At 55.6% G+C, this 13,450-nt stretch carries 13 protein-coding genes; 7 read left to right on the top strand and 6 right to left on the bottom strand.

What is annotated here, in order from left to right; genetic code table 11:
* Positions 1 to 29: 29 nt before the first annotated feature.
* Both AAC621_RS02580 and AAC621_RS02585 read right to left on the bottom strand, forming a co-directional pair.
* The gene (locus AAC621_RS02580; RefSeq protein WP_340251941.1) at positions 30 to 1,151 is read right to left on the bottom strand and encodes an extracellular solute-binding protein; all 1,122 of its coding nucleotides are present in this window, start codon (positions 1,149 to 1,151) and stop codon (positions 30 to 32) included.
* 80 nt (positions 1,152 to 1,231) lie between these two features.
* A complete protein-coding gene (locus AAC621_RS02585; protein ID WP_340251944.1) occupies positions 1,232 to 2,329 on the bottom strand; it encodes an ABC transporter ATP-binding protein in 1,098 nt (365 codons plus the stop codon).
* 264 nt (positions 2,330 to 2,593) lie between these two features.
* Here AAC621_RS02585 and AAC621_RS02590 point away from each other — a divergent pair, with 264 nt between their 5' ends.
* From AAC621_RS02590 to pepN, 4 genes are all read left to right on the top strand, one after another.
* On the top strand, positions 2,594 to 2,968 hold the full coding sequence (locus AAC621_RS02590) for a hypothetical protein (RefSeq protein WP_340251946.1): 375 nt from the start codon (positions 2,594 to 2,596) through the stop codon (positions 2,966 to 2,968).
* 33 nt (positions 2,969 to 3,001) lie between these two features.
* Positions 3,002 to 3,433, top strand: coding sequence for a DUF983 domain-containing protein (locus AAC621_RS02595; RefSeq protein ID WP_340251948.1), 432 nt, complete (start codon positions 3,002 to 3,004; stop codon positions 3,431 to 3,433).
* Positions 3,423 to 4,037 carry an NUDIX hydrolase gene (locus tag AAC621_RS02600; RefSeq protein WP_340251950.1) on the top strand — a complete coding sequence of 205 codons (615 nt, stop codon included), beginning with the start codon at positions 3,423 to 3,425 and terminating at the stop codon, positions 4,035 to 4,037. The genes AAC621_RS02595 and AAC621_RS02600 overlap by 11 nt, the downstream gene beginning before the upstream one ends.
* A gap of 79 nt (positions 4,038 to 4,116) precedes the next feature.
* Positions 4,117 to 6,744, top strand: a complete 2,628-nt coding sequence (pepN, locus tag AAC621_RS02605; protein WP_340251953.1) for an aminopeptidase N — start codon at positions 4,117 to 4,119, stop codon at positions 6,742 to 6,744.
* Here pepN and AAC621_RS02610 read toward each other — a convergent pair.
* Together AAC621_RS02610 and AAC621_RS02615 are read right to left on the bottom strand one after the other, a co-directional pair.
* Positions 6,732 to 7,463, bottom strand: coding sequence for a heparan-alpha-glucosaminide N-acetyltransferase (locus AAC621_RS02610; RefSeq protein ID WP_340251955.1), 732 nt, complete (start codon positions 7,461 to 7,463; stop codon positions 6,732 to 6,734). The two genes, pepN and AAC621_RS02610, sit on opposite strands and share 13 nt — an antisense overlap.
* The gene (locus tag AAC621_RS02615) at positions 7,460 to 8,077 is read right to left on the bottom strand and encodes a transglycosylase SLT domain-containing protein (protein WP_340251957.1); all 618 of its coding nucleotides are present in this window, start codon (positions 8,075 to 8,077) and stop codon (positions 7,460 to 7,462) included. The genes AAC621_RS02610 and AAC621_RS02615 overlap by 4 nt, the downstream gene beginning before the upstream one ends.
* 133 nt (positions 8,078 to 8,210) lie before the next feature.
* Between AAC621_RS02615 and gatB the strand changes: the two genes are divergently transcribed.
* Positions 8,211 to 9,725, top strand: coding sequence for an Asp-tRNA(Asn)/Glu-tRNA(Gln) amidotransferase subunit GatB (gatB, locus tag AAC621_RS02620; protein WP_340251959.1), 1,515 nt, complete (start codon positions 8,211 to 8,213; stop codon positions 9,723 to 9,725).
* 6 nt (positions 9,726 to 9,731) lie between these two features.
* Here the strand turns inward: gatB and AAC621_RS02625 are convergent, their stop codons facing one another.
* Positions 9,732 to 10,004: a BolA family protein gene (locus AAC621_RS02625; RefSeq protein ID WP_340251961.1), complete on the bottom strand. Its 273-nt coding sequence runs from the start codon at positions 10,002 to 10,004 to the stop codon at positions 9,732 to 9,734.
* 77 nt (positions 10,005 to 10,081) lie between these two features.
* Between AAC621_RS02625 and AAC621_RS02630 the strand changes: the two genes are divergently transcribed.
* Complete coding sequence (locus AAC621_RS02630) at positions 10,082 to 10,717, top strand: DnaJ domain-containing protein (RefSeq protein WP_340251963.1); 636 nt, start codon at positions 10,082 to 10,084, stop codon at positions 10,715 to 10,717.
* Complete coding sequence (locus AAC621_RS02635; RefSeq protein WP_340251965.1) at positions 10,718 to 11,932, top strand: BaiN/RdsA family NAD(P)/FAD-dependent oxidoreductase; 1,215 nt, start codon at positions 10,718 to 10,720, stop codon at positions 11,930 to 11,932.
* Here the strand turns inward: AAC621_RS02635 and AAC621_RS02640 are convergent.
* Positions 11,907 to 13,355, bottom strand: coding sequence for a TrkH family potassium uptake protein (locus AAC621_RS02640; protein ID WP_340251967.1), 1,449 nt, complete (start codon positions 13,353 to 13,355; stop codon positions 11,907 to 11,909). The two genes, AAC621_RS02635 and AAC621_RS02640, sit on opposite strands and share 26 nt — an antisense overlap.
* Positions 13,356 to 13,450 lie beyond the last annotated feature (95 nt).

Genomic DNA, 13,450 nt, shown 5'->3' on the forward strand with positions numbered 1-13,450 from the left:
TCGCGGCCCCGCCCCAAATTCAGCTCAGATTACTGAGCCAGCCATGCTTGGAATTTCGCGTCAATATCATCGCGATAATCCGCCCAGAACTCGTAGTTATAGAGGAACGTGTTCCGTGCGTTGTTTGGATCGGTTGGCATATGTGGTGCCATTTCGATGCCAAGCTCTGCATGGTTGCCAACCAGTGGCGCAGAGGACAGACGTGCAGGGCCGTAAGAAATGTAGGCCGCCTGATCTGCCAGACGCTGGGTGTCCGTCGCAAAATTGACGAAGTCCATAACGCGGGCTAGACGATCCTCAGGCAGACCTGCTGGGATGATCCAACCATCAAGGTCGAATACCTGCGCGTCCCACATCATGCCGATTGGCTGGTTCTGCTCAACGATGGCCGAGAACAGACGACCATTATAGGTCGAACCGATAAAGATTTCGCCATCCGCCAAAAGCTGTGGCGTATCGGCGCCTGCGTTCCACCAGATCACGCTGTCGCGGATGGTGTCGAGCTTGGCCAAAGCCTGCTCTTGGCCTTCATCAGTGGCCAGCACGTCATAGACGTCTGCTTTTGCAACGCCGTCACAAAGCAAAGCCCATTCCATGTTGTTAATTGGGCGGCTCTCAAGCGAACGCATGCCAGGATATGTTTCGAGATCGAACACATCACAGATGTCATTTGGAGGCTCTACACCATCAGGCACCATGTCGGTGCGATAGCCGAAGGTGGTGGAGTAAACGATCTGTGGGATAAAGCAATCACCAACCAAGAGATCACCAAAGTCGTCGCTCGCTGATGTTCCATCAGGAGCAGGCGCTAACATCTCGTCAGCATCGATTTCCATTGCGAGGCCTTCGTCACAAAGACGCAGCGCATCAGATGCCACAACGTCAACCAAGTCCCATGTCAAGTTACCCGCTTCGTTCATGGCACGGAGTTTTGCGACAGCTTCGGCTGAGCTTTCGTCCCAAACGAATTCAACATCTGGGTTATTGGCGGAGTAAGGATTTGTATACGCGTTGGTTTGGCTGGCTTGATACGCCCCGCCCCAGCTAACCAAAGTGAATGAGCCAGTGGCCATGTGGCCGCCCGCATAGGCCAAACCTGCTGCGGCGACGCCGATTGCAGAAGTTGCCAGAAGTGTTTTTGACAGTTTCATGTCAGTCTCCCGTGTTGTTACCTGGTATGGTCTTATGCATAGCCACCCTCCAGGCGAAGGTGGCAGCTTAGGCCATGCGCTTAAGCATCAAGCGCACGGCAATCGTCAGGCAACCATCCTATTTCAATCTGGGTGCCAGGTGTGAGTCGTTTTTGATCGGGGGCGTTGCGGGTCTTGATGATGAAGTCATCCGAACCTGCCACGCGCAGGCGCGTGCGGAAAATGTCGCCCATGTAAATAAATTCGAGAACCTCGCCTTTCAGCGTATGCGCGTCAGGCGAGAGACGGCGCTTGTCCATTTCCACCCGCTCGGGACGGATGGAAACAGTGGTGCGATCCCCCACGGCCGAGACGTTTACAGGACGCGCGTCAATTTCGTCACCGCTGTCCAGCTTCACAACGCAGCGATCGCCTGAGATTTTCGTCACCACACCCGAAAGCGTGTTATTTTCGCCAATAAACTGCGCCACAAAGCTGTTTTGCGGCTGTTCATAGAGAACATCAGGCGGATCAAGCTGTTGAATACGGCCATCATCAAACACCGCGACACGATCCGACATGGTCAAGGCTTCGGTTTGGTCATGGGTCACATAAACTGTAGTGATGCCCAACTGATGCGCTAGATTGGTGATTTCAAATTGCATATGTTCGCGCAATTGCTTGTCGAGCGCCCCCAAAGGTTCGTCCATCAAAACAAGCTCAGGCTCGAACACCAAGGCCCGCGCCAAGGCGATACGCTGTTGCTGCCCACCCGAAAGCTGCGCGGGACGGCGACCGCCAAAACCCCCCATCTGCACCATATCAAGCGCGCGTTTGATCTTTCCTTCGCGCTCTGATTTACCCATGCCGCGCACTTCCAAAGGGAAGGCAAGGTTTTCTGCAACCGACATATGCGGGAACAAAGCGTAGTTCTGGAACACCATCCCAATCCCGCGCTTATGGGGCGGAATGTTGTTGATCGGACGACCCTGCAACAGGATCTCGCCATGTGTGGCTGTCTCGAAACCTGCAAGCATCATCAGGCAGGTCGTTTTGCCCGACCCCGAAGGCCCAAGCATCGTTAGAAATTCGCCCTGACCGATCTGAAGGTTAAGGTCTTTTACGACCAGCGCTTCGCCATCGTAACTTTTCTGGACATGCTCAAAAGCGACAAACGCGTCTTTTGCTGTGTCGAACAAAGTGTCGAACTCCCATTGTGGTTGCGGTGTTGCCCCGCATTCAATTGCCCTAAGCTAAACAGCCTGAGCCTTAGATGACAACCAATTAACAGAAATTAGTGTAAAACCGTCCTGAAAGCGCCGCTTTGCACCTCAGAAAAGACATCGACCCGAAAACAATGGCGGATTCAGGAAATCTGACCCCATACATAGCGGGTGCTTGTTTGCAAGGGCGGCATAGCCTAATCAGGGCGGATGATGATTTGCTAAGCATTCTTTAGCAGAATGCGTAATTTTTCGCAGATTTGGAGACGCATATCAGACCCAAGCCCCGCATCAGATTCGCAGACCAAGGCCCCAAATGGGGTTGACCTGCGCTCGTCTCGACTTGTGATCCGCCTGTGGCGCGAGCATGTCCTCAAATATTGGCCCGCCCTGACATTCCCGCTGATCTTGATGAGCCTTGAAGGCGCCGCACTTGGTGCATTTGCATGGATGGTGCGCCCTCTCTTCGATGAACTTTTTGCTGCACAATCCTTGGATGGGCTTTGGAAAGTCGTCACGGTCATCGGGTTTTTGTTCCTGTTCCGCGCCGTTGCGGGCTTTGTGCAGCGCGTCAAAACGGCCCGCCCCTTTGCCAATGATTGCGCTTTGCGCTAGGGCTAAGGTCGAGATAAGAAAAGGATGCGCGCCATGGCAAACCCCAGCACAGAAGCGGCTGAAATCGATCCAATCACTGCCTTGGCGGATGGTGTTTTCGATCATGTTCCGCAGGAACGCCCAACATGGCCCGCGATTGCCAAAGCCATGCGCGGCCGCTGCCCGTGCTGTGGTGAGGGCGCACTGTTTAGCGGCTATCTGAACCTTGTAAAAACCTGTGGCAGCTGTGGAGAAGATCTGAGCCACGCCCGCGCGGATGATGGGCCTGCCTATTTGACGATCCTCGTCACAGCGAAAATCTTGGGCACCTTAATGCTCTGGGTTTATACGGCCTATCAACCAAGCCCATGGGTTATGGCAGGCGGGTTTTCGCTTGGGGCCTTTCTGGTGGCACTGTTCCTCTTGCCCCGCTTTAAGGGGCTGATTGTGGGCATCCAATGGGCCAAGCGGATGCATGGTTTCTGATCCTCCCATTCGGGATGCCGCAAGCATCATCTTATTGCGCGACAGCACAAAAGGCGCGCAGGTCTTAATGGGCCAACGCGGGGCATCTGCCGCGTTCATGCCGCGAAAATTTGTATTCCCCGGCGGGGCGGTGGATGCGGTGGATCACGACACCCCGCTTGCGCACGCAATCCCTGATGCGCTTGCAGCGCGCCTCGGCCATGACAGCGCCTGTTCACCCGAGGCCTTGATCAACGCAGCCTTTCGCGAGTTGCACGAAGAAACAGGACTCAGCCTTGGCCCATACGATCCGCGAAGGGTTGATTTCTTTTTTCGTGCCGTCACCCCCACAGGCCGCCCACGCCGCTTTGACGCGCGTTTCTTTTTGGCGCGCGCTGACGATCTGAAGGGCGTTGCGCAGGATTTCACCAAAGGCGATGGCGAGTTGTCTCATCTGACATGGCTTGATCTGGCAGAGGCGCAAAGCTTGGACATCCCCTTTATCACCCATGTGATCCTCGCAGAATTATCCCAAGCGGTGGCGCGGCACGGCTATGGATTTCGGCCTGAGGCGGTGGCGTTCTTTGACAATCGCACAGATATATCGCGGTTTTACTGGCTCTAACCCACCTATCTGGTTGCAGCCTGTCACCGGCGCGCATAGCCTAAGGTCAACCCTTCCCCGATATAATGAGGCCTGCCCCGTGTCCGCCCTGCCCCTTGATGCAACATCTGCCACTGCCACACCCCGCACTATTTGGCTCAGTGACTACACCCCGCCCGAGTATTTGATTGACCATGTGCATCTTACCTTTCGCCTTGCACCAAAGGCCACGCGCGTCATTTCACAGATCACCTTTCGCCCCAACCCCGAGGCGCAAGGTTTGGGCGAAGGGGCGCTTGTGCTTGATGGCGAGGATCTGCGTCTGATCTGGGCAAAGATAGATGGAACAGCGCTAAGTGAGGCCGATTATCGCCTCAACGAAACAGCCCTGACTGTGCCTGCCGCACGCCTGCCAGAGGGCGGCTTTGTTTGGGAGGCCGAAGTCGAAATCGCACCACAGGATAACACAGCCCTTGAGGGGCTTTATATGTCCAAGGGCATGTATTGCACCCAATGCGAGGCGGAAGGGTTTCGCAAAATAACCTATTACCCCGACCGCCCCGATGTCATGGCACCCTTTGATGTGCGCATTGAGGGGGATGCACCGATCCTACTGTCCAATGGCAATCGGGGCGAGACAGGCGCAGGCTATGCAGAATGGCATGACCCTTGGCCCAAACCTGCTTATCTCTTTGCTTTGGTGGCGGGCGATTTGCGCGCCTATAGCGATCAGTTCACCACGGCCTCGGGACGCGAGGTTGATCTCAATATCTATGTCCGCCCCGGTGATGAGGGGTATTGCGCCTATGCGATGGACGCGCTCAAGCGGTCAATGATCTGGGATGAACAGGTTTATGGCCGCGAATATGACCTTGATCTGTTTAACATCGTGGCGGTCGATGATTTCAACATGGGCGCGATGGAGAACAAGGGGCTGAATATCTTCAACTCCAAATATGTGCTGGCCAGCCCTGAAACCGCAACGGATCAAGATTATGCCTTTATAGAGCGGATCATCGCGCATGAATATTTCCACAATTGGACAGGCAATCGCATCACTTGCCGCGATTGGTTTCAACTCTGCCTCAAAGAGGGCTTAACCGTCTTTCGCGATCAACAGTTCAGCGCAGATGCCCGATCCGCGCCTGTGCAGCGAATTGGTGATGTGCTGAATCTGCGCGCGCGCCAATTCCGCGAGGATGCAGGCCCATTGGCGCATCCCGTGCGCCCTGCAAGTTTTGTCGAGATCAACAATTTCTACACGGCCACTGTTTACGAAAAAGGGGCGGAGCTGATCCGCATGCTGCGGCTTTTGGTGGGCGAAGGGGCTTATCGCGCGGCGCTTGATCTATATTTCGACCGCCATGATGGGCAGGCCTGCACCATCGAGGATTGGTTGCAGGTGTTCCGAGACACCACTTTGCGCGATATATCGCAATTCAAACGCTGGTATGAACAGGCAGGAACGCCGCGTTTGACGGTCGCCTCCACCTATCAAGATGGACGCATGGTGCTTAAATTGGCACAGCGCACCGAACCCACCCCCAAACAACCGCTCAAAGAGCCATTGTTGTTCCCCGTGGCGCTTGGCCTATTGGGTCAGGACGGGCGCGAATTGCGGCCCACGCAAATTGTCGAAATGGCGGATCCTGAGATGGAATTGGTGTTTGACGATCTGCCTGAGGCCCCTGTCCTGTCGGTCTTGCGCGAATTCTCGGCCCCTGTGATTTTAGAAATCGAGCAAGATTTTGCTGCGCGCGCGACCCTCTTTGCCCATGACACAGACCCGTTCAACCGATGGGAAGCGGGCCGCAGCCTGTCGCGTGAGGTTCTGTGCGCAATGATCACCGATGGGACAGCCCCGAACCCTGACTATATCGCAGCCCTCGCTGCGGTGGTGCAGGATGACACGCTCGACCCCGAGTTTCGTGCGCTATGCGCAAGCCTGCCAAGCGAAGATGCGCTGGCCAATGATTTGGCCGAAGCAGGCGTGGTGCCTGATCCAAGCACCATCCACGAAAAGCGCCGCGCTTTGGAACAGTCCATCGCAGCTGTACTTGCGCCGATTTACGCGCGGCTGTTCGAAACACTGACCGATGAAGACGGCTATAGCCCTGATGCGGCCTCTGCAGGCCGGCGCAGTTTGCGCAACGTGGCCCTGCGCGCCTTGACCCGTGTGCATGGCCCAAACCTCGCGCAGACGCAATTCGAGACGGCCACCAATATGACCGATCAATTAGCCGCGTTCGGTGCGCTGTTGGATCATGGGGGTGATGTTGCACAGCAGGCAAGCATGGCCTTCTACGACCAATGGCATGAAAACCGCATCGTGATGGATAAATGGTTCATGCTGCAAATCGCCCATGCCGCCCCTGATGAGGCCGCGCAAGTTGCACATCGCCTGACCGAGCACGCAGATTTTGATTGGAAGAACCCCAATCGCTTCCGCGCAGTGATTGCAGGTCTGACTTCAGCCAACCCTGCGGGCTTTCATGCGCCCTCAGGCACGGGCTATCAGTTCGTCGCGGATTGGCTAATCCGAATGGACGGCAAAAACCCGCAAACCGCGGCACGGATGTCCACCGCCTTTGAGACATGGGCGCGCTATGATGTTGATCGTCAGGCCCTGATCCAAGAGGCGCTAAAGCGTATTTCTGACACCCCGAACCTCAGCCACGATATGAGCGAGATGGTGGCAAGAATGCGTGCGGGTTATCAAAACGCATAATCCAGCAGCCAAACATATCCACAGACCAATGCCAGCAGCACGGGTTGGTGGATGAGATAAAACGCAAGGGAATTGCGCCCCAAAAGGGCCAAACCCGCCCCAAGCGCACCACCGCATATCTTTTGTGGCATGATCGGCCTGCACAGATCACGGGCAAATTGCGCCCAAGCCATGCCCAAAAGATAGGGGCCGATCCATGGCAAGATTGGCAAATAATCCACTGTCACAGGCCGCGCCGCCTGTGCGCCTGTGATCCAAAATATCGGATGCTCAAGCGCAGGCAGGCGCAGCCAAATACCTGGACCAAGGGCCAAGATACCAAGCACGGCCAAGCCCCAAGCGGGCACCCGCCCCAAGAGGACAATTCCCACTAGGCTTGCAGCAGCCATCATGTGCAAAATGCCCCAAAAGACAAATTGCGCCCCAAAGGCAAAATAGGTCGTAACGCTTACCGCCGCCGCAGCAGCGACCAAAATGCCCCACCGCCGCCAAAAGGCGGGCCACCGCCGCCCCACCCCATGGGCCAAGACCATGCTGAGGCCCGACAGGAACAGAAAGCTGCCCGCAATAGCGATAGCATAGCCGCGCACATAGGGGTGTAGGGCCGTGCCAGAAGGCAAAAGGCCGAATAAATCAAGATCAAAGATGAAATGATAGCTTGCCATTGCCACAAGCGCGACACCGCGCACCTGATCCAAACCCGACAAGCGCGCCGTCATGACTGGCAGTAATCCTGCTCCGACACCCAACCGCGAATATCATTGCGCAAGGCTTCGCGTTGCAATGGCCCCCAATCGGCCGCAACCCCGCCTTGATCTGCGGCAATGACCCCATCGCGCACGACAGTTGATGACCAAATGCGCAAAGCGCAGCGCAAATTCGCCTCGCCCTCGCGCAAAGCCTCGCTTGTGCCAGCAGCACAGCCATAGCCGCGCGCCGTTGCGGGCGAGATTTGCAAAAGACCATGCCACTTACCATTTGACGAAATCGCATCTTCGCGGAAGGTGCTTTCACGATAGGCCAAACTGGACAAAAGCCCGTTCCAGAACGCAGCACGCTGTTCTGGGTTCGCCTCATCATAGGCGGGACACCATGCCTCGATATCCGCAGGGGTTGTCTCAACCAAAACGGCCGCGTCCTCCTCCAACATCGAGAGGCTTGCCTTTGTCCAATCTTGGGCCTGTGGGGTTTCATCCCAACGTGCGGTGGGCAAATCAGCCTGCGCGCCGACACATCCCATCAAAACCGCCGCGCCCAAAAAGGTTGCAGCACATTTGCCGAATTTCCGCGCATGATGCGCCAGATCGCGTTCATTCCTTTTGAATGAAAACATGCAATTCCCTCAGGTGGCCAATATATGCTCGCCCTTTGCCCTTATTTTGCCTCAAAATGCAAGTCCTGCCCTTGCCGCGCCCTACGCGCTGGCCTAGTAAACGGCGGGAAACCGCCTGTTGGAGAGATGCGCCATGCTTGACCTCAGTTATGAAGCCCCAAAACCCAAAGTGATCGCGGGTGCCAAATCCGATTGGGAACTTGTGATTGGGATGGAAGTGCACGCGCAGGTCGCAACCCGTGCGAAACTCTTTTCGGGGGCCTCAACGAAATTTGGAGCAGAACCCAATTCTAATGTGGCCTTTGTGGATGCTGGCATGCCAGGAATGCTGCCTGTGATCAACGAGGCCTGCGTGGCCCAAGCGGTGCGCACAGGATTGGGCCTGAAGGCGGAAATAAATTTGTTTTCGGCCTTTGATCGCAAAAACTATTTCTACCCTGACCTTCCGCAAGGCTATCAGATCAGCCAATTGTATCACCCCATCGTCGGCGAAGGCGAGGTTTTGGTCGAGCTTGGCGATGGCACGGCACGGATTGTGCGCATTGAACGTATCCATTTGGAACAAGACGCAGGCAAATCCATCCATGATATGGATCCCGCCCTGTCTTTCGTGGATCTCAACCGCACAGGTGTGGCGTTGATGGAGATCGTCTCGCGCCCCGATATTCGCGGCCCAGAGGAGGCAGCGGCCTATGTCTCTAAATTGCGCCAAATCATGCTCTATTTGGGTACGTGTGACGGGAATATGCAAAACGGCAATCTGCGTGCGGATGTAAACGTGTCTGTCTGCGCACCGGGGGCCTATGAAAAATTCCGTGAAACGGGCGATTTCAGCCATCTTGGCACGCGCTGCGAGATCAAGAACATGAATTCGCTGCGGTTCATTCAACAGGCCATCGAATATGAGGCACGCCGCCAAATCGCCATTATCGAAAATGGCGGCACTGTGGATCAGGAAACACGACTTTATGATCCTGATAAGGGCGAAACGCGTTCAATGCGGTCGAAAGAAGAGGCGCATGATTATCGCTACTTCCCAGATCCCGACCTTTTGCCGCTTGAGATTGAGCAGGCATGGGTGGATGACATTCGCGCGAACCTGCCCGAATTGCCCGATGCCAAAAAGGCGCGCTTTATCGGCGATTTTGGCCTTTCGGATTATGATGCCAGCGTTTTGACCGCCGATGTCACTGCCAGCGCGTTTTTCGAAGAGGTCGCGGCCACCGCCAAAGACGGGAAACTGGCCGCGAATTGGGTCATCAACGAACTCTTTGGCCGCCTAAAGAAAGACGAGCGCGATATCAGTGACAGCCCTGTCTCACCTGCACAGCTTGCAGGCATTATCGCGCTGATTAAGGTGGGGGATATTTCGGGCAAAATCGCGAAAGACCTGTTCGAAATCGTCTATACCGAAGGCGGCGACCCCGCGCAGATTGTTGAAGCGCGCGGCATGAAACAGGTCACGGATACAGGCGCGATTGAAGCAGCGTTGGACGAGATCATTGCCGCCAATCCTGCCCAAGTGGAAAAGGCCAAGCAGAACCCGAAACTTGCGGGATGGTTCGTGGGTCAGGTGATGAAGGCCACAGGCGGCAAGGCAAACCCTGCCGCTGTGAACCAGTTGGTGAGCCAGAAACTGGGGCTGTAACTTTTCTCAGCCGGGCCGCTCAGGCCCGTCTGCATCAATGGCCAAAGCGTGAATTTCGCCCATCAAAGGCTTTCCGATGGCATCATGCACGGCACGATGCCGCGCAATGCGCGACAACCCCGCCAATCCATCGGCGCGGATCACCACACGAAAATGACTTTCGCCCCCCTCTTGATAGCCGCTATGGCCACGATGGGCCTCACTTTCATCGTGAACATCCAACACTTTGGGATTGAATGCTTTTTCTAATGCATCACGAATTTTTTCGGTTCTTGTCATGAAAATCTTCACCCTAGCCCTTCACCTTCGCCACCAATAGCTTAGACTGCCCGTTCCGAGTCGAGAAGGACAGGCCCATGACCGACAAAGATCCATTTAATTTTGACCTTCGCGTTTCGACCGACAAGAAGAAACGCAAGACGGGCCGGCGTGGCATGTCTGGGGCATTTGAAACCTCGCAGCGCAAATGCGAGCACCCCGCCTGCGAAGAGGCGGGGCAGTATCGTGCGCCCAAATCCCCCGACAATCTTGAGGATTTCTTCTGGTTCTGTCGCGAACATGTGCGCGAATATAATCTCAAATGGAATTTCTTTGAGGGTACGACCGAGGCCGAGATGGAAGCGCAGCTTGACCGCGATCGCGTCTGGGACAGGCCCACTAAGCCCTTCAAAAAATCGGTTGAGGAAAAAGCATGGGCGCGGCTAGGCGTGGATGACCCGCATCAGGTTTTGGGCGGCAATGCCACCCGTAATCCAGGGCATGCAGGTGGGGCACAATCGGGGCGCAAACTGCCGCCCACAGAACGGCGTGCGCTTGAGATCTTGGAAGCACGCGACACGATGAACAAGACCGAAATTCGCAAATGCTACAAAGCGCTGATCAAGGTTCTGCATCCCGATATGAATGGCGGTGACCGCTCGGATGAGGAACGCCTCCAAGAGGTGGTCTGGGCTTGGGATCAAATCAAGATCAGCCGTCATTTCGTAGATTAAATGGCACAGCTGCCGCAGCATCATGTCAGCGCCCTAATCCTTGGCGCGGGTGCAGCAGGACTGATGGCCGCGGCCCATTCGGGCGCGGGCGTTTTGGTGATAGATCACGCAAAAGCCGCGGGTGAGAAAATCCGCATCTCAGGCGGCGGGCGATGTAACTTTACCAATATTTACTGCGAACCTTCCGCGTTTTTGTCCGAAAATCCGCATTTCGCCAAATCTGCCCTGTCGCGATACAGCCCCTATGATTTTCTAGATTTGGTCAATCGCCACCGCATTTCATGGCATGAGAAAACCTTGGGGCAGCTTTTCTGCGACACCTCTGCCAAAGAGATCATCGCCATGCTGCGGGCCGAGATGGCGGCGGTTGGTGCCGAACTTTGGCTAGAAACAAGCATTTCTTCCGTCCGGCAGAGCGGGGATAAATTTTGCGTATTAGTCGAAAGACAGGGCCAAGCGCGCGAGATATATGCCGATCATCTCATCGTGGCCACGGGCGGAAAATCCATCCCCAAAATGGGCGCTACAAGCTTGGCCTATCAGATTGCAGAAACCTTCGGCCACCGCGTCACCGACACCCGCCCTGCCCTTGTGCCCTTTACGTTTGACGAGGGGCAACGCGCGCGGTTCGCGGCGCTGGCTGGGCTCTCCCTGCCTGTGCGCGCCAAGGCGGCCGATGCAGAATTTGACGAAGCCATGCTTTTCACCCATCGCGGCCTGTCTGGCCCAGCCATTTTGCAAATTTCATCCTATTGGCGCGAAGGGCACGAGATCACGCTGCATATTGACCCCGAAACCGATTTTTTCGCTGTCCTGCGCGAAGCGCGGGGTCAATCGGGCAAACGCAGCCTGCAAGGGATGCTGTCCGATTATCTGCCCAAAGCCTTTGTTGCGGATTTTGGGCAAACCCAAAGCCTTGCGGGCAATATCGCCGATTGCAGCGATGCGCGCCTTCACGAGATTGTCGAGGCATTGCAGGATTGGCGACTGCGGCCCACAGCCACCGAAGGGTATCGCACCGCCGAAGTGACCTTGGGCGGTGTCGCGACCGATGGCTTAAGTTCCAAAACCATGCAATCCACGCATATCCCCAACCTCTATTTCATTGGTGAAGCCGTGGATGTGACGGGTTGGTTGGGCGGATATAATTTTCAATGGGCATGGGCCTCGGCCGTTGCGGCAGGGGCGGCTATCCGCGCCAAAAGGCAGGCATGAACAGCACCAAAACCGCCAACAATTCAAGGCGGCCAAGCAACATGCCCAGCGTCAAAATCCACTTCGCCGCATCATTGAGCGGCGCGAAATTGCCAGAGGGGCCAATCACATCCCCCAATCCTGGCCCGATATTAGCCAAGGCGGTGGCAGCCCCAGACACAGAGGTGACGAAATCTAGCCCCGTCAGTCCCAAACCCACCGCGAAAATCCCCAACAACACGAAGAACAGCACAAAGAACCCCATGACGGAGGAGAGGACATCTGCCGAAACAGGCCGCCCCTCAAACCGCGGTTCAAATACACCATGGGGGGCCGATAAGCGGCGCACTTGGGTGGAGATGGATTCGAGCAAGATCTGATAGCGGAATATTTTGATGGAACAGGAGGTCGAACCCGCACATCCCCCAATCAAGCCGACAAAGAAGAACACCACCACGGGCAAAGGCCCCCAAAGTTGGTAATCCACCGAAGAATAGCCTGTGCCAGATATGATGGAGGTAACGTTGAACAGCCCTTCGCGGATCCCATGCTCGAGATGATCGCCATTTGCGATAATCCGATACACTGTCATGATCAGCACAAGGGCCGTGATGACCCCAAGATAAGCGCGCACTTGGCTGTCACGATAAAGCGGTTCTGCCGTGCCCGCCAAAAGCTGCACAAAGCGCACAAAGGGCAGGCTTGCCAAAATCATGAACACCGCCGAAACATATTCAAGCGGGCCTTGATAAACCCCAAAGGAGGCATCCGTGTTCGAAAACCCACCCGTGGACAGCGTGGTAAAGGCGTGTAAGATCGCGTTGTAAAAGGTCATGCCTAAGGCCCAATAAGCCAGAAAGCACAGGAAGGTGAGCGCCACATAGATCACCGAAATACGCGCCGCAATTTCGGTTGCGCGGGGCAAGATTTTTCCCATTGTTTCAAATGCCTCGGAGCGGAAAATTTGCATCCCCCCCACCCGCAATTCGGGCAAAAACACCATCGCGACCACGATGATACCTACCCCGCCAAACCATTGGATCATCGCCCGCCAAAGGTTCAGCCCGTGGGGCAAATATTCCAAGCCTGTGAAAACTGTTGAGCCTGTTGTCGTCAGACCTGACATCGCCTCAAACACTGCATCAACAATCCGTGCATCTGTTGCGCCGAACACAAAGGGAAGCGCCGCAAAGATCGGCAAAATCGCCCAAATTGCGGTTGTCAGAAGAAAGGTCTGTTGTAGGCTCAGGCCCTGCTGCACCCCATTGGCGCAAGAAAACACCAAAGCAAGGCCGATAAACACCGAAATTGCGGCAGACTCGGCAAAGACACCCCATTCGCCATTGGCCATGGCAAGATCCACCCCCATAGGCACAAGCATCGACACCCCAAGAAAGGTAACGATCAGGCCAATGACATATCCAACGGGGCGTATATCAAACATGAGGCAGAGCGTTGGCCTCTGACTTAGGCAGTGTCAAGCATGGAAGGGCCTAAAACCCCTCCAAAGCTTTGATCTGGGGCTTCATTTCATTTGCA

The sequence above is a fragment of the Roseobacter sp. HKCC-CH-9208 genome (genome assembly GCF_037805125.1).
Taxonomy (GTDB): Bacteria; Pseudomonadota; Alphaproteobacteria; order Rhodobacterales; family Rhodobacteraceae; genus M30B80.

Coding starts and splice junctions, on each gene's coding strand:
- AAC621_RS02630 (WP_340251963.1), top strand. CDS start 10,082: ATGACCGACAAAGATCCATTTAATTTTGACCTTCGCGTTTCGACCGAC.
- gatB (WP_340251959.1), top strand. CDS start 8,211: ATGCTTGACCTCAGTTATGAAGCCCCAAAACCCAAAGTGATCGCGGGT.
- AAC621_RS02635 (WP_340251965.1), top strand. CDS start 10,718: ATGGCACAGCTGCCGCAGCATCATGTCAGCGCCCTAATCCTTGGCGCG.
- AAC621_RS02640 (WP_340251967.1), bottom strand. CDS start 13,355: ATGTTTGATATACGCCCCGTTGGATATGTCATTGGCCTGATCGTTACC.
- AAC621_RS02610 (WP_340251955.1), bottom strand. CDS start 7,463: ATGACGGCGCGCTTGTCGGGTTTGGATCAGGTGCGCGGTGTCGCGCTT.
- AAC621_RS02590 (WP_340251946.1), top strand. CDS start 2,594: ATGCGTAATTTTTCGCAGATTTGGAGACGCATATCAGACCCAAGCCCC.
- AAC621_RS02600 (WP_340251950.1), top strand. CDS start 3,423: ATGGTTTCTGATCCTCCCATTCGGGATGCCGCAAGCATCATCTTATTG.
- AAC621_RS02580 (WP_340251941.1), bottom strand. CDS start 1,151: ATGAAACTGTCAAAAACACTTCTGGCAACTTCTGCAATCGGCGTCGCC.
- AAC621_RS02595 (WP_340251948.1), top strand. CDS start 3,002: ATGGCAAACCCCAGCACAGAAGCGGCTGAAATCGATCCAATCACTGCC.
- AAC621_RS02625 (WP_340251961.1), bottom strand. CDS start 10,004: ATGACAAGAACCGAAAAAATTCGTGATGCATTAGAAAAAGCATTCAAT.
- AAC621_RS02615 (WP_340251957.1), bottom strand. CDS start 8,077: ATGTTTTCATTCAAAAGGAATGAACGCGATCTGGCGCATCATGCGCGG.